The sequence below is a fragment of the Aeromonas sp. AE23HZ002T15 genome (assembly GCF_054165525.2).
In genome coordinates this window covers 4,364,347-4,386,949 of record NZ_CM201342.1, presented here as the reverse complement: position 1 = coordinate 4,386,949, position 22,603 = coordinate 4,364,347, and the positions used below count along the sequence as shown (strand labels likewise).

The window sequence follows — 22,603 nt, the reverse complement described above, 5'->3', positions numbered from 1 at the left end:
GCGGGCCTGCTTGTTATGCGACTTGTTTCTTTACTCAGTGAGCAATGATGTACATGTCTTTGCTGTAGAGGTTGTCCAGCGGGTTGGCCGGGTAGCCGCCTACATAGGGCTTGACCATGCGGGAGGTCACGTACTGGTAGATGGGGGCGATCGGCATGTCCTTGGCCAGGATGTCTTCGGCCTGGACATAGAGCTTGTTGCGCGCCTCGGCATCCACCTGGTTACGGGACTCGCTCATCAGCTTGTCGAACTCGGTGTTGGAGTACTTGCCATCGTTGTTGCCGTGGGTGGTCTGCATCAGATCCAGCATGGAAGAGGCTTCGTTGTAGTCCGCGATCCAGCCGGCACGACCCACGTCGAAGTTACCCTGCTTCTTGGTTTCCAGATAGGTCTTCCACTCCTGGTTCACCAGGCTCACCTGAACACCCAACTTCTTCCACATGGAGGCGACGGCCACGGCCACCTTCTTGTGGTTGTCGTCGGTGTTGTAGAGCAGCTCGAACTTGAGCGGCTTGCCCGGGCCGTAACCGGCTTCGGTCAACAGCTCTTTCGCCTTGGCATCGCGTTCGGCCTGGGTCAGCTTGGACCAGGCCGGTGCCACCGGCTTGAAGCCGTCAACGAAATCAGGCACCAGGGTGTAACCCGGGGTCTCGCCCTTGCCCATCACCTTGTCGGCAATCACGTTGCGATCGATGGCGTAGGAGAGCGCGGTACGCACCCGCACGTCGTCAAACGGCTTGTGCTTGAAGTTGTACTGGTAGTAGTAGGTACCCACGTAGCCGCTGACCTGCACCTCTTTGGGCAGCTCTTTCTTCATCTGCTTGAAGCGCTCAATGGGCATGTTGTAGGTGAGATCCACTTCACCGGCCAGGTAGCGGTTCAGCTCGGCGTTGGTGGACTGGATCGGCAGATAGGTCACCTTGTTGATGACGGTCTTGGCGTTGTCCCAGTAGTTGGGGTTGCGCTCGACATCCACACGCTCGTTGACCACCCAGTCCTTCAGCACGTAGGCGCCGTTGGACACCATGTTGCCGGGCTGGGTCCACTTGTCACCAAACTTCTCGATCACCTTCTTCGGCACCGGGTAGGTGGTGGTGTGGGAGAGCATGCTGACGAAATAGGGAACCGCCTTCTCCAACTGCACCTCGAAGGTGTGATCGTCCACCGCCTTCACACCCAGGGTGTCAGACGGCTTCTTGCCAGCGATGATGTCGGTGGCATTGACGATAGTCGGGATCTCCATGTACCAGGAGTAGGGAGAGGCAGTCTTGGGGTCGACCGCACGCTTGAAGGCGAACTCGAAATCGTGGGCGGTTACCGGATCCCCGTTGGACCACTTGGCGTCTTTGCGCAGGTGGAACACGAAGTGCTTGTTGTCCTTGGTTTCCCAGGACTCTGCCACGCCAGGCAGGGTCTCGCCTTTGGGGCCGGAAGTGACGAGACCTTCGAACAGGTCACGCAGGATATTGGATTCTACCGTTCCTTCGGTCTTGTGCGGATCCAGGGTTGCGGGCTCGGATCCATTGCCCTTCACCAGTTGCTGAACGTCTGCCAGCTTGGTACCTGTGGGCACATCGGCGGCTTGTGCCGCACCGATGCCACCAAACAATGCTGCCACCAAGAGGGTATTAATAATTGTTTTTTTATGAGTCATTTCCATACTCCAACAAGAACATTCCATGCATTTGTCCATCCGCGAGATAAACACCTCGCAGCCAGCATAATTCCCTGTGATTTCTGATAATGCAATAGATATCATCAGGGGAACCGCTTCGTAATGGTTAAAAAAACAGCTTTAACCCCATTTATCAGCATTTAAATACTTTGTGATGGGTGTTTTTCGTACAAAGCCGCTCGATTCTAGAAAATGACTCACAAAAAAGAAACAAAAAAAGCCGGTCACGGGGACCGGCTTTGACAAAGGGGAGCTGAGTCACATCAATCCGGGGAAGACCCCTTTTATGCCGGCCACCATGATCTCGATGCCGAGGGACATCATGATGAGACCCATGATCCGGGTGACCACGTTGATGCCGGTGTTGCCCATCAGCTTGAACAGCAGGGGAGCGGCGCGGAAGATGAGCCAGGAGCAGTAGGCGAAGGCCACCACCACCAGGAACATGCCGGCCATCTGGGGCAGGGTCTTCTGGCTGGCATAGACAATAGAGGAGGAGATGGCGCCGGGGCCGGCCATCAGTGGCAGGGCCAGGGGTACCACGGCAATGGATTCACGGGCAGCAAGCTCCCCCTTCTCCTGTTTGTTGTGCTTCACCTCCCCAAGCTTGCCCTGCAGCATGGACCAGGCGATCAGGGTGATGAGCGAGCCGCCGGCGATGCGAAACGACGCAAGGGAGATCCCGAAACCGTCGAGGATCAACTGCCCCATGCACATGGAGACCATCAGGATGACCATCACGGCGATGTGGGCCGTGGTGTTGGTCTTGCGCCGCTCCTCCGGCTGCATGTGGCCGGTCAGGCTGACGAACACCGGCAACAGACCCAGCGGGTTGATGATGGCGAACAGACCAACGAAAAATTTCAGGTACAAAGAGAAGTCAATTGCTGCCATAGGCGTCATCCAGAACCAATTCGGGCCACAGTGGCCATCCCAACCAAACTGGGCGTAAATTTACACCATGGTTTTTCCCTTCACCAATCAAATAATCTCACCCTTTCCGTGGCTTTTCAGTTAGTTCCTCTAATGTATCGACAAAAATCAACATATCGAGTTGTTAAAGCCAACGCCGTCGAATTAACATTTCGGCCAGCCCCGTTGATGCTTTATGCTGCCGTTATCGACCCCTACGACATTTCCCTTCACCACAGCCGCATTTCCCGGATGGAAACTTGAGCCGATAACAAGGTATTCACGATCACCTACTGCCCGTTCTCTGGCCGTCCACCCGCTCGTTAACCCTGCGGCCAGGTCGCCACCTGTTCCGACAATATCCCCCTGCCGCTATGGCCCCCTGCTTGCCGGCAAGGGCTCGAGCCAACCCTAAGTCGGTCAAACCGGGTCGCAGCCGGTGGCCACCGGTCCCTCTCCCCTGATCCACGAAAGCGCCGCCAGGGCGCAGCAAGATGCTCATCCCCGTCGATGCCCTGCCCCAGCATAAAAGTCGCCAGGAGATCGGGGGGGAAAGTCTTTTCTGATGGAAAGCAACGGGATCCGGCCCGCTATCCGACGGCGGCCATCCCTCGGGCAAGCGCCTCAGGGCCGCCTCTTCATGCCCGGCTATCGCCATGAGAGCCAATGTCCACATCGACTATTAATCGATAAACCACTGAAATGTAATTAATTAACCATGGGCTTATCGAAACCCACCCCCTCGGCCCCCTGTCCCGCTCACCGACGGTCGCGACCGCCCTACATCTTTGAAACAAAATTTCTTTTGTTCTTTTGTTACATATGATCCAGATCAAGTTTTTCTGGCGCGACCCCGCTCATAATCGAGTCAGAAAGCAGTTTACTAAGACATGTAAATACCCCGTTATGGTGATTCTCTCCTTGACAGGGCGGCTATAATTGCCGGGCATTGCCAAGGTCTTACTAAACAGTTTTCAAATCATCAGGAGATAAACATGGCAGTAACCAATTTGGCTGAACTGGATGCACTGGTTGCCCGCGTCAAAGAAGCACAGCGTGAATTCGCCAGCTTCTCGCAAGAGCAGGTCGACAAGGTCTTCCGTGCCGCCGCCCTGGCCGCCAGCAACGCCCGTATCCCCCTGGCCCAGATGGCCGTGGCCGAATCCGGTATGGGTATCATCGAAGACAAGGTTATCAAGAACCACTTCGCCTCCGAATACATCTACAACGCTTATAAAGACGAGAAGACCTGCGGCATCCTGAGCCAGGACGACGAGATGGGTACCATCACCATCGCCGAGCCGGTAGGCATCATCTGCGGTATCGTTCCGACCACTAACCCGACTTCTACCGCCATCTTCAAGGCCCTCATCTCCCTGAAGACTCGCAACGCCATCATCTTCTCCCCGCACCCCCGCGCCAAGAACTCCACCAATACCGCTGCCAAGCTGGTACTGGATGCCGCCATTGCCGCCGGTGCGCCGAAGAACATCATCGGCTGGATCGACCAACCCTCCGTTGAGCTCTCCAACGCCCTGATGCGTCACGACGACATCAACCTGATCCTGGCCACCGGTGGCCCGGGCATGGTGAAGGCCGCTTACTCCTCCGGCAAACCCGCCATCGGCGTGGGTGCGGGCAACGTGCCCATCGTCATCGACGAGACTGCCGATGTGAAGCGCGCCGTCGCCTCCATCCTGATGTCCAAGACCTTCGACAACGGCGTGGTCTGTGCCTCCGAGCAAGCCGTCATCGTGGTTGACTCCATCTACAACCAGGTCAAGGAGCGCTTCTCCACCCACGCCGGTTACATCCTCTCCAAGGACGAAGCCGACAAGGTGCGCAAGGTGCTGCTGATCAACGGCGCCCTGAACGCCGACATCGTGGGCCAACCGGCGACCAAGATCGCCGCCATGGCGGGCGTGACCGTACCGGCTACCACCAAGATCCTCATCGGTGAAGGTCTGGAACTGTGCGCCGAAGACGAGTTCGCTCACGAGAAGCTCTCCCCGACCCTGGGCATGTTCCGCGCCAAGAACTTCGAAGAAGCCGTCGAGATGGCCTGCGACATGGTCAACATCGGTGGTATCGGCCACACCTCCGGTCTGTATACCGACCAGGATCGCAACGCCGACCGCATCAAGTACTTCGGCGACAAGATGAAGACCGCCCGTATCCTGATCAACACCCCGTCCACTCAGGGTGGTATCGGTGACCTGTACAACTTCGCACTCGCCCCGTCCCTGACCCTGGGTTGCGGCTCCTGGAGTGGTAACTCCATCTCCGAGAACGTCGGTCCCAAGCACTTGATCAACAAGAAGACAGTCGCAAAACGGGCAGAAAATATGCTGTGGCACAAACTTCCGAAATCCATCTACTTCCGTCGTGGTTCCCTGCCGATCGCTCTGGGCGACCTGGAAGGCAAGAAGCGCGCCCTGGTCGTCACCGACCGCTTCCTGTTCAACAACGGTTATGCCGACGAAGTGGTTCGTCTGCTCAAGAAGCTGAACATGGAAGTGGAAGTGTTCTACGAAGTGGAAGCCGACCCGACTCTGTCCGTGGTACGCAAGGGCGCCGAGATGGCGAACTCCTTCAAGCCGGACGTGATCGTCGCCCTGGGCGGTGGTTCACCCATGGATGCGGCCAAGATCATGTGGGTCATGTACGAGCACCCGAACACAGCGTTCGAGGATCTCGCCATGCGCTTCATGGACATCCGCAAGCGTATCTACAAGTTCCCGAAAATGGGCGTGAAGGCCGAGCTGGTCTGCATCACCACCACGTCCGGTACCGGTTCTGAAGTGACCCCGTTTGCGGTCGTGACCGACGACGCCACCGGCATGAAGTACCCGCTGGCCGACTACGAGCTGACCCCGAACATGGCCATCGTCGACGCCAACCTGGTCATGGGCATGCCCAAGTCCCTGTGCGCCTTCGGCGGTATCGATGCGGTCACCCACGCCATGGAAGCCTATGTGTCCGTGCTGGCCAACGAGTACTCCGACGGTCAGGCGCTGCAAGCCCTGAAACTGCTGAAGGAATACCTGCCGTCCAGCTACATCAACGGTGCCAACGACCCGGTTGCCCGCGAGAAGGTGCACAACGCCGCCACCATCGCCGGTATCGCGTTCGCCAACGCCTTCCTGGGTGTCTGCCACTCCATGGCCCACAAACTGGGTGCCGAGTTCCACATCCCGCATGGCCTGGCCAACGCCCTGCTGATCAGCAACGTCATCCGCTACAACGCGAACGACAACCCGACCAAGCAGACCGCGTTCTCCCAGTACGACCGTCCGCAGGCTCGTCGTCGTTACGCCGAAGTGGCTGACCATCTGGGTTTGACCGCCGCCAGCGACCGCACCGCGGCCAAGATCGAGAAGCTGCTGACCTGGCTGGACGAGCTGAAGGCTACCCTGGGTATCCCGGCCTCCATCCGTGAAGCCGGCGTGAACGAAGCTGACTTCCTGGCCAAGGTTGACCAGCTGGCCCTGGAAGCCTTCGATGACCAGTGCACCGGTGCCAACCCGCGCTACCCGCTGATCACCGAGCTGAAAGCCATCCTGATGGACACCTACTACGGTCGTCCCTTCACCGAGGAGGCCCCTGCCGCCGCGCCGGTTGCCGCCAAAGTGGAAGCCAAGGTAGACAGCAAGAAAAAATCCAAGGCCTGATAACCAGCCCTGATGTCAAAAGCCCGCGCAGATGCGCGGGCTTTTTTATTTGTCTATCTGTTTAATTTTGCTAGCTTATTGGTAGGCAAACACGACACCAGAGCGAGCATATGGCGCTGATCCAAGCCTCCATCGAGCAGTTAAGAGTCGGCCACTACATCCATCTCCCCACGGGCTGGACCAGCCACCCTTTCATGTTCAATGCCTTCAAGATCCGTGACCAGCAACAACTCGACGTCCTCCGCCACCTCGAACTCAGCCTGCTGATGGTGGATCCCGACAAGAGCGACCTGCCCCTCGAACCATTGCTCCGCGCCGAACATGCCCAGAGTATTCCAGTCGAACCCAAGCAGGAGATGCCCCTGCCGGGCACCCCTTCCTTCGATGAGAAGGCCTTTCGCAAGTCCCTTCGCGCCGCCGACAAGGCGTTCGGCCAGTCCATGTCCGAGCTGCGCGACGCCCTCGGCTCCCTGAACCTCAAGCCCGACGAGGGGCTAGCCAACACCCTGCAGATAGTGCGCAACGCCGCCGCCCGCCTGGTCGAGCACCAGGGGCCCCTCGGCCTGCACCTGATCCGCAGCCAGCACACGGACATATTGCTGCAGCACTGCCTGAACGTGGCCTTCATCGCCATGTTGATGGCCCGGGAGCTGGAGATGAGCCCCATCAAGATCGAGGAGGCGGGGCTGGCAGGGCTCATCCACGACATCGGCGAGCTCAGGATCCCGGGCCAGATCACCCAGAAGCGGGGAGAGCTCAGCCGCGCCGAGCAGAATTTTCTCAACATGCACCCCCAGTACGGGCTGGAGATGCTCAACCAGTTGCAGGCCTTTGAACCCAGGATCCGCGAGGTGGCTCATCTGCATCACGAGCGCCTCGACGGCAGCGGCTTCCCCCTCGGCATCAAGGGCGGGGAGATACCGCCCCTCCCCCGCCTCATCGGCCTGGTGGATTACTATGACGAGCTGCTGCACCCGCGCAGCAGCGCCAACCCGGCTGCGCCGAGCCAGGCCATCGCCCAGCTCTACAAGCTCTCCCAGAAGAAGTTCGACCAGGATCTGGTCCGGTTGCTGATCAAGGTGCTGGGGGTCTATCCCCCCGGCTCCCTGGTGCGGCTCGATGACGACTCCGTCGCCCTGGTGCTCTCCACCGAGCCCACCATGCCCCTCAAGCCCAAGGTGCTGCCCTATGTCAGGGCCCAGCGGCCGGAGGCGGTGGCCATGCTCGATCTGCGGGAAGACGAGCGCAGCATAGTCGCCACCCTGCGTCAGGAGGATCTCGATGAGGGGCAGCGCCCCTTCTTCAACCTGACTCGGCGCTTCTGTTACTATTTCGCATTCTGAGTTATCCCCAGAAGCTGGGGATAACTCATTGGACAAACCTGAATAATTGCCAGACGCCCCTTAAAATCGTTCCCTATCGGGGCTGAATAAAAAACGCCCAGCTATAAAGCCGGGCGGAGCATGCCACCTCCGTGTGGCGTATCCTGCGGATACATTCATGCACCCACCAGCAATATCAATCTCGTGCCGATTACACAAATATCAATTTAACATGCTGATTTTATGTGGTTTTACTCAGCCTTTCTGGCACACTGCGCCGCGCCGCCCCACCACGACACCGGATGAAGCGAGATCGGGATCACAAAACTCCGTGAGGGCCTGATAGTCCTGTTTGGCTTTAAGGAACGTTTTTTATGCAGTTAGTCCTCTCCCTGCTCCAGCAGATGAGTGTCAGCCTGGTCATCGCCTACCTCTTCTCCAAGAGTCCCCTGCTGCGCCCCCTCGCCAACTACTCAGTCCGGCTGCCCCACAAGATCCTGATATACGTCATTTTCTCTTCCTTCTGCATCCTCGGCACCTATGTGGGGCTCGACATCGACGATGCCATCGCCAACACCCGCGCCGTCGGCGCCGTGCTGGGGGGCTTGCTGGGGGGCCCTCTGGTGGGCTTTCTGGTGGGGCTGACCGGCGGTTTGCATCGCTATACCCTGGGTGGTTTCACCGATCTCGCCTGCGCCATCTCCACCACCTGCGAGGGCCTACTGGGGGGCCTGGTGCACTGGCGGTTGATGCGGGCCAACCGGGTGGAGGATCTGTTCAAGCCGAGGATCGCCTTCTTCACCACCCTCTATGCCGAGATGTTGCAGATGATCATCATCCTCTTGGTCGCCACCCCGTTCGACAAGTCCCTGCTGCTGGTGCGCACCATAGCTACCCCCATGATCCTCGCCAACTCCTGCGGTGCGGCGCTGTTCATCAGCATGATCCGCGATCAGCAGCAGATGTATGAGAAATTCTCCCGGGTCTTCTCCGCCAAAGCCCTCACCATCGCCAACCGCACCGTCGGCATCATGACCCAGGGCTTCACCGTCGAGGCGAGCCAGAAGATCGCCCACATAGTGCAGGAAGAGACGGGGGTCGGCGCCGTCGCCATCACGGACACCGACAAGATCCTCGCCTTCATCGGCATCGGCGAGGATCACCACAAGCCCGGCACCCCCATCACCTCCGCCATCACCCAACAGGCCATCGCCCAGAACCGGGTGCTGTTTGCCGATGGCAACCGCCAGCCCTATCGCTGCAGCATCTCGGGTCACTGCCAGCTCGGCTCCGTACTGGTGATCCCGCTGCAGGGGGACAAGGGGGTGATCGGCACCATCAAGCTCTATGAGCCCAAGAAGCGGCTCTTCCTCAAGATCAACCACACCCTGGGAGAGGGGATCGCCAACCTGCTGTCACAGCAGTTGCTGAGCGGGCGGCTGGAGCAGCAGCAGCGGCTGCTGGTGCAATCCGAGCTCAAGCTGATCCAGGCCCAGATCAACCCCCACTTCCTGTTCAACACCCTCAACACCATCAGCGCCATCACGCGGCGCGAGCCCGAGCGTGCGCGCCAGCTGCTGCTGCATCTCTCCCGCTTCTTTCGCAAGAACCTCAAGCGCCAGGATGGGCTGGTCACCCTGCAGGAGGAGCTGGAGCACTGCCAATCCTACCTGGAGATAGAGCAGGCCCGCTTCGGGGAGCGTCTCAGCGTGCAAAACGAGATCCCGCCCCATCTGGGGGAGTTGAAGCTGCCGAGCTTCACCCTGCAGCCCCTCATCGAGAATGCCATCAAGCACGGCATCTGCTCCTTGCTGGAGCAGGGGCAAATCCGTCTCTTCGTTGAGGAACAGGAGGAGAAGGTCATCCTCTGCGTGGAGGACAACGCCGGCGCCTGGCAGACCGGCGCCGGGGGAGATGGGCTTGGCATGAGTATCGTCGACCGGCGCCTCAAGAGCGCCTTCGGCGAGCGTTTCGGCATCCAGATAGCCTGCGAGCCTGAGCAGTGGACCCGAGTCAGTTTCACCCTGCCCAAGCCCCCCGAATGCCTTACCAAGGAGATGACATGATCCGCGTTATCCTCGTCGATGACGAACCCTATGCCCGTGCAGAGCTGGCGGAGCTGCTCGCCCCCGAGGCCGATATCGAGATCCTGGGCACGGCGGCCAATGCCATCGAGGCGCTGCCCCTCATCCAGTCACTCAAGCCAGACGTGGTGTTTCTCGATATCCAGATGCCCAAGCTGAGCGGCATGGATCTGGTGGCCATGCTGGATCCCCTGCCCCGCATCGTCTTCGTCACCGCCTTCGATGACTACGCCATCCAGGCGTTCGAAGAGAACGCGTTTGATTACCTGCTCAAACCGGTGGAGCCTGCCCGCCTCGCCAAGACCCTGGGGCGGCTGCGGCAGGATCTCAGCCCCTTGCCGGTGACGGCGCTGGCCCCGACCATACGCCACATCCCGGGCTACCTGCACAACAGGGTCAGGCTGCTGCCCATCGAACAGGTGGAGTACGCCTTCTCGGATCTCGGCGGCGTGCACGTGGCCTGCCAGGGGGAACAGTTCCACACCCAGCTCACCCTGAAGTCCCTGGAGGAGAAGACCCCGCTGCTGCGCTGCCACCGCCAGTATCTTGTGGCCCCCTCCGCCATCTTCGAGATCCGGCTGCTGGACAACCAGCTGGCAGAGATAGTCACCCCGAGTGGCGCCAGGGTACCTGTCAGCCGCCGCTACCTCAAGGCGCTCAAGGACGAGTTGGGCCTGGAATAGGCGACCCTTTCGGCATCAGATAGAGAAGGGGACTGTGCGCAAGATCACACCCCATCGCCACTCGCATCGCCATGGCGCCGCTCACGACCTTTACCTGCCGTTAACAGACCCCCCCCCTTACACTGCCGGCGCACACCATAAAATAACAATGCTGGAGCGTAACAATGATCTGGTTCTTCCTCTGCGTCGGCCTGCTGGTGGCGGGCTACTTCACCTATGGCAAATTCATCGAACGGCTGTTTGGCCCGAGGCCAGAATTGGCCACCCCCGCCATCACCATGGCCGACGGCGTGGACTATGTGCCCATGTCGGACAAGAAGGTCTACCTGGTGCAACTGCTCAACATCGCCGGGGTCGGCCCCATCTTCGGCCCCATCCTGGGGGCCCTCTACGGCCCGGTCGCCATGCTCTGGATAGTGTTTGGCTGCATCTTCGCCGGCGCCGTCCACGACTACTTCTCCGGCATGCTGTCGGTGCGCGCCAAGGGCGCCTCGGTGCCGACCGTGGTCGGTGAGCACCTCGGCACCGCCGCCAAGCACTTCATGAACCTGTTTGCCGTGGTGCTCTTGATGCTGGTGGGCGTGGTGTTCGTGCTGAGCCCGGCGGGTCTGCTGGCCAACCTCACCGCCACCGATCTGGTCTACTGGATAGCCGCGATCTTTGCCTACTATATTCTGGCTACCATAGTCCCCATCGATAAGATCATCGGCCGCTTCTACCCCATCTTCGGTGCCCTGCTGGTGTTCATGTCGGTCGGCCTCATCATCGGCCTCATGGTCTCCGGCAAGGGCTTCTACAACACGGGGATGGAGTTCTCCAACCTGCACCCCACCGAGCTGCCGCTCTGGCCGCTCTTGTTCATCACCATCGCCTGTGGCGCCGTCTCCGGCTTCCACGCGACTCAATCCCCGCTGATGGCGCGCTGCATGCAAAACGAGAAGTCCGGCCGCTTCATCTTCTACGGGGCCATGATAGGTGAAGGCATCATAGCCCTCATCTGGTGCACCCTGGGTCTCTCCTTCTACGACAGCACCGAAGCCCTCAACGCCACCCTGGCGCACGGCGGCCCGGCGGCCGTGGTACACGAGGTCTCCACCAGCCTGCTCGGCACCGTCGGCGGCATCCTGGCCATCCTCGGTGTGGTGATCCTGCCCATCACCTCGGGTGACACCGCGTTTCGCAGCGCCCGCCTCATCATCGCCGACTTCCTGAGGCTGACCCAGAAGCCCATGGCCAAGCGCCTGCTCATCGCCATCCCGATGTTTGTGCTCGGCTTCATCATCTCCAAGGCGGAATTCGGGGTGATCTGGCGCTACTTCGGCTGGGCCAACCAGACCACGGCCGTCATCATGCTGTGGGCCGCCGCCGCCTACCTCATCAAGGAGGGCAAGCTGCACTGGGTCTGCACCATTCCCGCCATCTTCATGACCGCCGTGGTGATCACCTACCTGGCCAACGCCCCCATCGGCTTCGGGCTGGCGATGGATACCTCCACCATCATCGGTCTGGTGGCTACCGCCCTCATCACCCTGGCCTTCCTGGTCAAGTTCAGACCCCCCCGTCTGACCCAGGCCGAGGAGCGTGGATAACCCTTCCTCCTGAAAAACAAGAGGCCCGGCATCGCTGCCGGGCCTCTTCATTTTCAATAACCTATCCACACCGCTATTCCTGTTTGCCCACGCCCTCCCCCCTGGGGGCCTCTGCGGGAGCCTGATACCAGTGCGCCTTCGCCACCAGCACCGCCTGATCCGGCTGGGCGATGAAGTTGGGGGACATGATCTGCACCCCGAACTCGTTGAACACATCCTGGATATGGCCGTGCAGCTCGGTCTTGACCGGCGCCGGCAGCAGATCCCCTTTCATGCGCACCTGCAGCTCGTACTCCACATACCAGTCCTGCAGGTTGAGCTGACGCACCAGGGGAGGCTCATCCTGATTGATGAGCTGGCAGCGCCTGGCCGCGAGCTCCAGCATGGCGTGCACCTGACGCCAGGGGGTGTCGTAGCCTATGGTCACCTTGGTCAGCAGGGCCACTCCCTTGGCACCCGCCAGCCGGGTGAGGTTGGTGACCCGGCCACCGACCACCACGGCATTGGGCAGGGTCACCTCGTGCTCCTGACGGGTGACCAGCTTGGTGGAGAGGGCGTTGAGCTCGGTCACCATGCCCTCCACATCCCCTATCTGCACCAGATCCCCTGGCCGCAAGGCGCGGGAGTAGATGAGCACCAGACCGCTCATGGCATGGTTCATCACGCCGGCTGAGCCGAGCGTCACCATCAGGCCGAAGAAGACGCTGATCCCCTTGAACGCATCGGAGTCGGCCCCCGGCAGATAGGGGTAGGCCACCGCCAGGGCGAACAGCCAGATCACCACGGAGAGCAATCGCCGGGTCGCGCCTATGGTCTCCGCATGCAACCCCTGCAGCCTGAACTGCCCTCGCTCGATGCGATCGAACAGGATGGCCAGCATGCGGATGAAGAAGCGGGTGATGACGATGATGAGGAGCACGGTCACCAGCCCCGGCATGGCGGCGATGATCCCCTCCAGCATGTCGGCGCACAGGGCAAACAGGGAGTCCCCGAGGCGATCGCTCCAGGCCCGGGTCTGTGGGAAGAGCCCGAGCACATAGGTGAGCCAGCCGTAGGTGATCCCGAAGATCAGCAGCAAGACCAGCAGGCTCAGCAGCCTGGCCTCCACATTGCCCGCCACCTGGCGCCACTGGTGGGGGATCAGCCCCTTTTGCAGCAACAGCCGGTTGGCGAGCCATTTCTTGACGCGCCTGAGCCCCCTTTGCAGCAGCCAGACCAGCGCAAAGAAGAGCAAGCTCACCAGCAGCGTCTTGCCGACGGCCTTGAGCAAATAGGGGGTCGAGTGCAGCTCGAGATACTTGATGCGCACCCCGTCGAGCCGGTTTTTGACGCGTTCGGCCGCCTGATCCAGGGTCAGCTCGTCGAATTCATCGAGATCCCCCGCCAACAGCACCAGGATGCGCTTGCCGTTGACCAGAAACTCCCGGCTGTCCTGGCCGTGCCGGGTGCCCTGCGCCACCGTCACCGGCGAGATGAGGTCGCTGGGCGCCATCCGCTGGATCCGCTCATGGGCCAGCCGTACCCTGGCCGCCCCATCCAGGCTGCCATACTTTGCCGGCAGCATGACGATGGGCTCGTGGAGCAGGATCAGGGTCTGGGCCAACTCCTGCTCATTGGGCTCCATCCTGGGCTCGGCCGTCCAGCCAACGCGAGCTAACAACAGGCAGATCAGCAACAGACCAAGCCGCCATCCCTCACTACAGCGCCATTTGTTCATCAGGCTCACCTCTCCCTGGGCCCCCGCACGGGCATCCATTGCAGTTTGATTTTATCTAACCAAATCAATTTTGTGCGATAAATGAGCAACCGATGAACCATGGCTGTACCAGCACACCAACTCTCTGATTGCAGTCTTGCGCCGACGTAATATGCTGTCATCATGGCCGGATGCCTCGATTCGACAATCGGGGCATTTTTAGCGACTCAGATGGGAGAAATCGATGGTACTTGACTACATAGCCCTGGGCATTCTGGTGTTTGTCGTCTTGGTCATGTTCTACGGGATCATCGTCATTCACGATATTCCGTACGAAATAGCCAAGCATCGTAATCACCCCCACCAGGACGCCATACATGTGGCCGGCTGGGTGAGCCTGTTCACCCTGCACGTGCTCTGGCCATTCCTCTGGATCTGGGCCACCGTCTATCGCCCGGATCGGGGCTGGGGCTTCAGCCAGCGCCTGCAAAAAGACGAAGATGAGCTCAACGCGCTCAGACAAGAAGTAGCCGCCTTGCAAGCCCGCATGAACACGCTCGAACAGACTGACAAATAGGTAACTCTCCATGGACCTGCTACTGATCCTCACCTATACCGCCATCTGTATAGGCATTTTCAAGATCTTCAAGATCCCGCTCAACAAGTGGACCGTGCCGACCGCCGTGCTCGGTGGCGTCTTCATCATCGGGGCCCTCATCACCCTGATGAACTACAACCACCCCTATTCGGAGTTGGCACGCAACTACTATGTCTCCACCCCCATAGTGCCTCTGGTCAAGGGCCGCGTCAGCGAGGTGCCGGTCAAGGCCAACCAGCCGGTCAAGAAGGGGGACGTGCTGTTCCGTCTCGATGCGGTGCCCTTCCAGGAGCGCGTCGCCAGCCTGACCGCACGTCTCGCCTCCAACACCGATTTCCTGAAAGCCCTGGACGCCCGGCTGCGCTCCGCCAGTCTGGACCGGGATCGCGCCCTGGAGCTGGTGCGTCGCGGCATCGGCAAGCAGCGTGATCTGGACGTGACCCAGGCCAACGTGGACGACATCGTCGCCCAGATCGACCAGCAGAAGGCGTCGCTGGATGATCTCACCGCCCAGCTCAACATCGCCAAGTACGAGCTCGAGCAGACCGTGGTCTATGCCCCCACCGACGGTCACGTGGTGCAGCTGGCCCTGCGCCCTGGCATGATCGCCGCCCCCTTCATGTATCGCCCCGTGATGACCTTCATCAACGAGGACGCCAACTCCTACGTCGGCTGGTTCTGGCAGAACAGCATGCAGCGCCTGAAGGCGGGGGATGAGGCCGAAGTGGTGCTGGACGGCATCCCGGGCCGCATCTTCAAGGCCAGGGTGCAGTCGGTGATCCCCGCCATGGCGCCGGGTAACATCCAGGCCCAGGCCGGTCTCATCGACCAGACCACGGCCCAGGTACCGGGCCGATTGCCCATCATCCTCGAGATCACCGACCCCGAGTGGGCCAAGTATCAGGTGATCGCGGGCTCCAGCGGCCAGGCCGCCATCTACACCGAGCATGTCCACCACGTGGCCATCATGCGCAAGATCCTGATGCGCATGGGTAGCTGGCTCAACTACCTGTTCCCCTTCCACTAAGCAAACCTGCTTATTGCCAACGGGCCAGCCTGATGCTGGCCCGTTTCATTTGGGACGGTGCCCTGCCCGCTGCATTTTGCGCGCAAGATCCCTATAATGGCGCCACCTCGCACCGGCCAGTCTCCCCATGTTCGTCCTCAGACCCTATCAAACCGACGCGGTCAACGCCGTCATCCAGCATTTTCGCCAGCACCCGGATCCCGCCGTGGTGGTGCTGCCCACCGGGGCCGGCAAGAGCCTGGTGATCGCCGAGCTGGCCCGCAAGGCCCGTGGCCGCGTGCTGGTGCTGGCCCACGTCAAGGAGCTGGTGGAGCAGAACCACGCCAAGTACGAGGCCTGGGGGCTCAAGGCCGACATCTTCGCCGCCGGCCTCGCGCGCAAAGAGGCCAGTGCCCAGGTGGTGTTCGGTTCGGTGCAATCCGTGGCCCGCAATCTGGACGCCTTCGACGGGGCCTTCTCCCTGCTCATCATCGACGAGTGCCACCGAGTTTCGCTGGATGATGGCAGCCAGTACCACCAGGTGATTGCTCACCTGAAAGCCGCCAACCCGGCCCTCAAGATCCTGGGGCTCACCGCCACCCCCTATCGGCTGGGCTTGGGCTGGATCTACCGCCGCCACTATCACGGCATGGTGAAGAGCCACGGGGAGCGGCTGTTCGGGGACTGCGTGTTCGAACTGCCTCTGCGCTTCATGGTCAAGAATGGCTACCTGACGCCGCCGCGTCTGGTCGATGCCCCCATAGTCCACTACGACTTCAGCCGGCTGATCCCGCGGGAGAACGGCCTGTTCAGCGAGGCGGATCTCAACGGCGAGCTCAAACGCCAGCAGCGGGTCACCCCCCACATCATCGGCCAGGTGCTGGACTATGCGGCCAAGCGGCAGGGGGTGATGATCTTCGCCGCCACCGTCGAGCATGCCCGGGAGATCCACGGCCTGCTCGGCGCCAAAGGGGAGCTGGCCGCCCTTATCACGGGGGAGACCCCGGGGCCGGAGCGCGACGCCCTGATCCAGGCGTTCAAGGGGCGGGAGCTCAAGTTCCTGGTCAACGTGGCGGTGCTCACCACGGGCTTCGATGCCCCCCACGTGGATCTCATCGTGATGCTGCGGCCGACAGAGTCGGTGTCCCTCTACCAGCAGATCGTCGGCCGGGGCCTGCGGCTCTCGCCAGGCAAGGAGGATTGCCTGGTGCTCGACTATGCCGGCAACAACTTCAACCTGTTTGCCCCCGAGGTGGGCGAGCCTCGCCCCCACGCCGGCACGGAGCCGGTGCAGGTGCCCTGCCCCGCCTGCGGCTTTGCCAACACCTTCTGGGGCAAGACGGACGAGGATGGCAAGGTGATAGAGCACTACGGCCGCCGCTGTCAGGGGCTGTTCGAGGATGACGAGGGGAACCGGGAGGAGTGCGATTACCGTTTTCGCGCCAAGAGCTGTCCCGCCTGTGGCGCCGAGAACGACATCGCCGCCCGTCGTTGCCAGTCCTGCGATCAGCTGCTGGTAGACCCGGACGACAAGCTGAAAGAGGCCCTCAATCTCAAGGACTGCATGGTGATCCGCTGCGCCGGCCTGAGCCTCACCAGCGGCCGCGGCAAACAGGGGGAGCGGCTGGAGGTGACCTACCACGATGAGGACGGCCTGACCCTGGTGGAGTACTTCGGCTTTCACTCGAGCGGTGCACGGCGCTTGTTTCAACAGCGCTTTGTGCGTCATCATTGGCCCGCCCCGGGCCTTGAGCCCGAATTCACCACCCTGGAGAGCGTGCTGGCCGCCGAGAGCCAGTTTCGCCACCCGGACTTCGTCATCGCCCGCAAATCCGGGCGCTTCTGGCAGGTGAAGGAGAAAATTTTTGACTATCAGGGGCGCTATCGCACCGCCGACACCCTCGGCTGATGGCACCCTGGCAGGTGAAATACCGGTTTTGATTATCGGGGATAGCGCGAGATGCCTGGCCCCTTTCGTTCAGTTTGAGGATCTTATGCGGCTGTTGATTGGTTTTTATGCTCTGTTCGCCCCGCTCTTTGCGGCGCTCTTTTCCCTACAGGCCCACGCCTCCCCGCTGACCCCCCCCAAGGGAGGCCAGTACGCCGTCATCGTGCAGGGCAGCAACGGGGTGGAATTTGCAAGCCACGCCGACGACATGATAGCCCCCGCCTCCACCATGAAGGTGCTCACCGCCCTGGCCGCCCGCCTCGAGCTCGGCGCCGATTTCCGCTTCGCCACCGACATCCAGGCCCAGGCCGGTGCCAAGCAGGGGGATGCCATCAACGGTGACATCTGGATCAACTTCGTCGGCGACCCCACTTTGTCGCGCATGGATCTGGTCGCCCTGTTCAAGCAGCTCGGCGTGACCCGCATCAAGGGCAATGTCTACGTCAACACCGGCGCCTACAACGGCTACGAGCGCGGCAACGGCTGGTCATGGGGGGATCAGACCCTCTGCTTCGCGGCCCCGGTCTCCTCTGTCATCATCGACAAGAACTGCGCCTACGGCACCGTCACCGCCACCCAGATTGGCAAACCCGCTGTGGGCAACGTCGCCACCGGCGTGCCCATCGGCATCGGTGCCGACAACGTGGAGGTGATGAGCTATGGGGACATGGCGCGCCAGTTCTGCGCCCTGGAAGTGGACATGGCCAAGGGCAACTTCTATGAGCTCAAGGGCTGCATCACCCCGAACAAGGAGCCGCAGGGCTTGCGCTTTGCCATCCACGACGTGGAAGCCTGGGGCTGGGACAATATCCGCTGGGCCATGAACCGTGCCGGCATCAGCCACGACGGCCTGCTGCGAGTCACCCATCAGGCCCCGGTGGGTGCACAGACCCTGGCCACCCACTACTCCGTCTCCCTGCCGGTCATGCTCTCCAAGATGCTGAAGAAATCGGACAACCTCTACGCCGATACCTTCCTGAAGACCGTCGGCCGTCACTACTACAACAAGCCGGGCAGCTATCGCAGCGGCACCATGGCGGTGCGCGCCATCCTGACCAAGAACGGCATCGATCTGGGCAACGCCACCCTGGCAGATGGCTCCGGCCTCTCCGCCCACAACCTCATCAGCGCCCGCCAGATGCTGTCGGTACTGAACTTCATCCAGAAGAACGACGCCCAGCTCGACTTCATCAAGCTGCTGCCAAGCTCCCAGGTGGACGGCACCCTGGCCTGGCGCCGCAGCGTCACCGCCCCCATGATGAAGAACAAGGTGCACGCCAAGACCGGCACCATCACGGGCACCTCCAACCTCGCGGGCTTCATCGACACCGCAGGCGGTCAGCGCAAGGCCTTCGTGGTGTTCCAGCGCGGCCTCTCCCAGGATCCGGCCACCCATGAGCGCTACCGCGCCAGCAAGGCACCCTGGCCCTGGACAGTGTTCGAGAAGGGCATTCTGGAGAGCATCTACCAGCAGCAGCCCATCCAGATCGCCGAGCAATAAACAGCCTTGAGCAGAGGTGTCGCCTTGCCCGCAAGGCGGCTCCATGCCACGAACGGTGTTCGAGATGGGCATTCTGGAGAGCATCTACCAGCAGCAACCCATTCAAATTGCCGAGCAATAAACAGCCTTGAGCAGGGCTGATCCATCGAATATGGCGAATGGCCGTATCGGCCATTTCCACTTTGACTGGCCATGAGGCGGGACTATGCTGTGGCCAGCCTCACCTCAAGGGCCTCACTTAACGGAGAGAAAAGATGTTTGTAGAAATTTTTGGTCGCCCCGGTTGCCCCTATTGTGTCCGTGCCAAGCAGATCGCCGAGCAGCTGACCGAGGATCGCGATGACTTCGAGTTCCGCTACGTGGACATCAACGCCGAAGGGCTCACCAAGGACGATCTGGCCGCCAAGGCGGGCAAGCCGGTCACCACTGTGCCGCAGATCTTCCTGGACGAGCAGCACATCGGCGGCTGCACCGACTTCGAAGCCTATGCCAGAGCCAATCTGGGGCTCTGATCCGAACGATTGCACAACAAAAAGGCGCCTGATGGCGCCTTTTTTACGGGTCGATGGCGTGGGTTCACGGCAGTGGCGTAAAGCGGCTCACCACCTGTCCCTGATGCTCTATCCACTCCATGAACATGGCGACGGGTCTGGCATAGACGGTGCCATCTTGCTCGGATTGATAGATGACCAGCTGCTCCTGGGTCTCGGTATGAAGGGCCAGGGTGAGCACCCGATAGAGGCCCCCCTTGAAGTGACGATAACGACCGGGTGCCGGTGCTTGCATGACAACGCCTCTATGATGGATGAGAGTACCCCGTTCAGGGGGGCGGCGGGCGCCCTTTTTCAGACCAGCCAATCGTGCCAGATGGGCCGCTTATTTCAATACACCGCAGTGGCTTTCTCGGGTCATTCCCAATCTTTCACTGCCTGGTGCGTAAACGGGCAAAACATCCTGCTGAATTTAACGAGTTGGCAACACTGTTTCTGGGCCAAATATCAGGGATTTATTCCATAAATTAGATTGTTCTAGCATTCAATTCTGTGAAGAATAGGGGTAGAAATATTTGATACTAAAAAACGCTTTCTGCCAACGCGCCCCCAGGGGAAGGAATCACGCTCACCATGTTCACTATCGACAAGTCGCACAAGCTCGACGATGTCTGCTATGACATTCGCGGCCCGGTGCATAAAGAAGCTCGCCGTCTCGAAGACGAAGGCCACCGCATTCTCAAGCTCAATATCGGCAACCTGGCCTCCTTCGGTTTCGAAGCGCCGGAAGAGCTCATCAAGGATGTGATCCTCAACATGCCCCACAGCCAGGGCTACTGCGACTCCAAGGGGCTCTTCTCCGCCCGCAAGGCGGTGATGCAGTACTACCAGCAGAAGGGGATGCGCAAGGTCGATATCGATGACATCTACATCGGTAACGGCGCGAGCGAGCTCATCGTGATGGCCATGCAGGCGCTGCTCAACAACGGCGACGAGATGCTGGTGCCCTCCCCCGACTACCCGCTCTGGACCGCGGCGGTGACCCTCTCCGGCGGCCATGCGGTGCACTATCGCTGCGACGAAGGGGCCGACTGGTATCCGGATCTGGACGACATCCGTGCCCGCATCACCCCGCGCACCCGCGGCCTGGTGCTGATCAATCCGAACAACCCGACTGGCGCCGTCTACGGCAGCGAGTTCCTGCTGGAGCTTATCGAGATCGCCCGCCAGCACAACCTCATCATCTTCGCCGACGAGATCTACGACAAGATCCTCTACGACGACATCTCCCACACCAGCGTCTGCACCCTGTGTGACGATGTGATGGTGGTGACCTTCAACGGCCTCTCCAAGGCGTACCGCGCCTGCGGCTTCCGCCAGGGCTGGATGGTCATCACAGGGCCCAAGGGGCGTGCCCGTGGCTACATCGAGGGGCTGGAGATGCTGGCCTCCATGCGGCTGTGCTCCAACGTGCCCATGCAGCACGCCATCCAGGCGGCCCTCGGCGGCTATCAGAGCATCAACGAGTTGATCCTGCCGGGCGGCAGGTTGCGCCGTCAACGGGACAAGGCCTGGGAGCTCTTGAACGAGATCCCCGGCGTCTCCTGCGTCAAGCCCAAGGGAGCGCTCTACATGTTCCCGCGCCTCGACCCCAAGGTGTACGACATCCGCGACGACCAGAAGATGGTGTTCGACCTGCTGCAGCAAGAGAAATTGCTGCTGGTGCAGGGGACCGGCTTCAACTGGCCCGCACCGGATCACTTCCGGCTGGTGTTCCTGCCCCGGGAAGAGGAGCTGGAAGAGGCCATCGGCCGCTTCGCCCGCTTCCTCAAGGGCTACAAGCAGTAAGCACGGCTCATGAAAAAAGGCTCCCGCGGGAGCCTTTTTGCTATCTGTCGTTTGGATCCTGGCTATCAGCCGTGCAGCAGGGCCCCGGCCACCAGCACCCCCATGGTGATGAGGGCCACCCCGACGATGAATGGCAAGACCCAGCGCACGAAGCGATCGTAGGGGATCTTGGCGAGCGCCAGCCCGGCCACCAGGTGCGCGGCTGTGGGGGCGAACAGGTTGATCCAGCCGGAGGCGGACTGATAGGCGGTGATCACCAGATCCCGGGAGATGCCGGAGAAGTCCGAGAGCGGCCCCATCAGCGGCATGGAGACGGTGGCGAGCCCCGAGGTCGAGGGGATGAAGAAGCTCAGGATGATGTGCACCAGATAGGCCATCAGGATGAACACCGACGACGACAGGCCGGTCACCAGCCCCTCCGCCCAGTGCAATATGGTGTCGATGATGACCCCCTGCTCCATCACCACATAGATGCCACGGGCCACCGCCACCACCAGCGCCACCCCGATGAGATCCCGCGCCCCCTCGAGGAAGGTGGCCACGTAGTTGGACTCCGGCATCCGGTTGATGAGGGCGATGAGGATGGAGGCGCTGAAGAACAGGGTGGAGAGCTCGTCGAACCACCAGCCCAGGGTCGGCAACAGGTCGATCCCCAGATCAGACCAGGGCACCACCGCATAGATCATCAGCAGGAAGGTGGCGAAGAAGACCGCCATGGTGAGCTTCTGCTTGCCGCTGAATACCCCGTCCCCGCTCTTCATCTGGGCGAACTCGTCATCGTACTGGATATCGGCGAGCACTGAGCTGCTCCTGTCCTGCTGCACCCGCTTGGCGTAGCGCATCACGAACCAGGAGGCGAAGATCACCAGCAGCAGCCACTGGATGACACGAAGGCCTATCCCATCGCCGATGGGGATGCCGGCAAAGCCGGAGGCGATGCCGGTGGCAAAGGGGTTGACGGTGGAGGCCAGCACCCCGACCCCGGAGCCGAGCAGGATGATCCCCGCCGCCACCATGCGATCGAAGCCCGCCGCCATCATGACCGGCACGATAAGCGCCCAGAAGGCCACCGTCTCCTCCGCCATGCCGAAGGTGGAGCCACCGAGGGCAAACAGGGCGATCAGCACGGGGATGAGCAGCCGCTCCCGGCCGGCGAAGGCGCGCACGATTGCGCCCACCCCCGCATCCAGGGCGCCGCTCTGCATGGTTACCGCCAGGAAGCCGCCGATGATGAGCACGAACAGCGCCACGTCGGCCGCCTTGTGAAAGCCCTGGATGGGGGCCTTGAGCACCTCGAACACCCCCTGGGGGTGAGACGGCAGCTCGGTGTAGCTGCCCGGCACCGGCAACAGGCGCTCTCCGCCGCTGTAAGCCGCCACGGCCGCGGCCGCTATGGGCTGCTTGCTGTCGGCGGTGACATAGTTGTACTTGCCCGCTGGCAGCACCCAGGTGAGGGCCGCCATCAGGGCGATGATGATGAAGAGCAGGGTATAAACGGTGGGGAGTTGGCGCTTCTTTCGCGCCGCTTGGGGGCTGGTCATAGTTTCCCTTCCTCGGCAGAGCCGTCACGTGATCCGAT

Annotated in this window: 16 protein-coding genes; 11 read left to right on the top strand and 5 right to left on the bottom strand. The window is 61.1% G+C overall.

Going from position 1 to position 22,603, the window contains the following annotated elements; genetic code table 11:
- Window positions 1-34: 34 nt before the first annotated feature.
- Window positions 35-1,654, bottom strand: a complete 1,620-nt coding sequence (locus tag ACT5M9_RS20505) for an ABC transporter substrate-binding protein (protein ID WP_457979267.1) — start codon at window positions 1,652-1,654, stop codon at window positions 35-37.
- Between the two features lie 279 nt (window positions 1,655-1,933).
- On the bottom strand, window positions 1,934-2,569 hold the full coding sequence (locus ACT5M9_RS20500) for a YchE family NAAT transporter (RefSeq protein WP_438549661.1): 636 nt from the start codon (window positions 2,567-2,569) through the stop codon (window positions 1,934-1,936).
- A 1,013-nt stretch (window positions 2,570-3,582) separates the two neighbouring features.
- Here ACT5M9_RS20500 and adhE point away from each other — a divergent pair.
- The 5 genes from adhE to ACT5M9_RS20475 all read left to right on the top strand — a co-directional run bounded on the left by adhE (window position 3,583) and on the right by ACT5M9_RS20475 (window position 11,936).
- On the top strand, window positions 3,583-6,258 hold the full coding sequence (adhE, locus tag ACT5M9_RS20495; RefSeq protein ID WP_438549662.1) for a bifunctional acetaldehyde-CoA/alcohol dehydrogenase: 2,676 nt from the start codon (window positions 3,583-3,585) through the stop codon (window positions 6,256-6,258).
- Between the two features lie 110 nt (window positions 6,259-6,368).
- The gene (locus ACT5M9_RS20490) at window positions 6,369-7,601 is read left to right on the top strand and encodes a cyclic di-GMP phosphodiesterase (RefSeq protein WP_457979270.1); all 1,233 of its coding nucleotides are present in this window, start codon (window positions 6,369-6,371) and stop codon (window positions 7,599-7,601) included.
- 353 nt (window positions 7,602-7,954) lie between these two features.
- A complete protein-coding gene (locus tag ACT5M9_RS20485; protein WP_457979271.1) occupies window positions 7,955-9,646 on the top strand; it encodes a LytS/YhcK type 5TM receptor domain-containing protein in 1,692 nt (563 codons plus the stop codon).
- Complete coding sequence (gene btsR, locus ACT5M9_RS20480; protein ID WP_457979273.1) at window positions 9,643-10,347, top strand: two-component system response regulator BtsR; 705 nt, start codon at window positions 9,643-9,645, stop codon at window positions 10,345-10,347. The genes ACT5M9_RS20485 and btsR overlap by 4 nt, the downstream gene beginning before the upstream one ends.
- Window positions 10,348-10,511: 164 nt before the next feature.
- Window positions 10,512-11,936, top strand: coding sequence for a carbon starvation CstA family protein (locus ACT5M9_RS20475; RefSeq protein WP_457979275.1), 1,425 nt, complete (start codon window positions 10,512-10,514; stop codon window positions 11,934-11,936).
- A 73-nt stretch (window positions 11,937-12,009) separates the two neighbouring features.
- Here the strand turns inward: ACT5M9_RS20475 and ACT5M9_RS20470 are convergent, their stop codons facing one another.
- Entirely contained in the window at window positions 12,010-13,653 is a 1,644-nt protein-coding gene (locus tag ACT5M9_RS20470) for a mechanosensitive ion channel family protein (RefSeq protein WP_457979277.1), read from the bottom strand.
- Window positions 13,654-13,876: 223 nt separating this feature from the next.
- Here ACT5M9_RS20470 and ACT5M9_RS20465 point away from each other — a divergent pair, with 223 nt between their 5' ends.
- From ACT5M9_RS20465 to ACT5M9_RS20445, 5 genes are all read left to right on the top strand, one after another.
- Window positions 13,877-14,209, top strand: coding sequence for a DUF3302 domain-containing protein (locus ACT5M9_RS20465; RefSeq protein WP_438549668.1), 333 nt, complete (start codon window positions 13,877-13,879; stop codon window positions 14,207-14,209).
- Window positions 14,210-14,219: 10 nt separating this feature from the next.
- Complete coding sequence (locus tag ACT5M9_RS20460; protein ID WP_438549669.1) at window positions 14,220-15,257, top strand: HlyD family secretion protein; 1,038 nt, start codon at window positions 14,220-14,222, stop codon at window positions 15,255-15,257.
- Between the two features lie 127 nt (window positions 15,258-15,384).
- Window positions 15,385-17,145, top strand: a complete 1,761-nt coding sequence (radD, locus tag ACT5M9_RS20455; RefSeq protein ID WP_457979279.1) for a DNA repair helicase RadD — start codon at window positions 15,385-15,387, stop codon at window positions 17,143-17,145.
- A gap of 85 nt (window positions 17,146-17,230) precedes the next feature.
- The gene (dacB, locus tag ACT5M9_RS20450; protein ID WP_457979281.1) at window positions 17,231-18,685 is read left to right on the top strand and encodes a D-alanyl-D-alanine carboxypeptidase/D-alanyl-D-alanine endopeptidase; all 1,455 of its coding nucleotides are present in this window, start codon (window positions 17,231-17,233) and stop codon (window positions 18,683-18,685) included.
- A 254-nt stretch (window positions 18,686-18,939) separates the two neighbouring features.
- Window positions 18,940-19,197, top strand: coding sequence for a GrxA family glutaredoxin (locus ACT5M9_RS20445; protein WP_349921817.1), 258 nt, complete (start codon window positions 18,940-18,942; stop codon window positions 19,195-19,197).
- Between the two features lie 64 nt (window positions 19,198-19,261).
- On the opposite strand, the gene ACT5M9_RS20440 is transcribed toward ACT5M9_RS20445, so the two are convergent.
- The gene (locus ACT5M9_RS20440; protein WP_457979283.1) at window positions 19,262-19,471 is read right to left on the bottom strand and encodes a DUF1653 domain-containing protein; all 210 of its coding nucleotides are present in this window, start codon (window positions 19,469-19,471) and stop codon (window positions 19,262-19,264) included.
- A gap of 338 nt (window positions 19,472-19,809) precedes the next feature.
- Here ACT5M9_RS20440 and ACT5M9_RS20435 point away from each other — a divergent pair, with 338 nt between their 5' ends.
- Complete coding sequence (locus tag ACT5M9_RS20435; protein WP_457979285.1) at window positions 19,810-21,024, top strand: pyridoxal phosphate-dependent aminotransferase; 1,215 nt, start codon at window positions 19,810-19,812, stop codon at window positions 21,022-21,024.
- Window positions 21,025-21,089: 65 nt separating this feature from the next.
- Here ACT5M9_RS20435 and ACT5M9_RS20430 read toward each other — a convergent pair whose 3' ends face one another.
- The gene (locus tag ACT5M9_RS20430; RefSeq protein ID WP_457979287.1) at window positions 21,090-22,565 is read right to left on the bottom strand and encodes a YfcC family protein; all 1,476 of its coding nucleotides are present in this window, start codon (window positions 22,563-22,565) and stop codon (window positions 21,090-21,092) included.
- Between the last annotated feature and the right edge of the window lie 38 nt (window positions 22,566-22,603).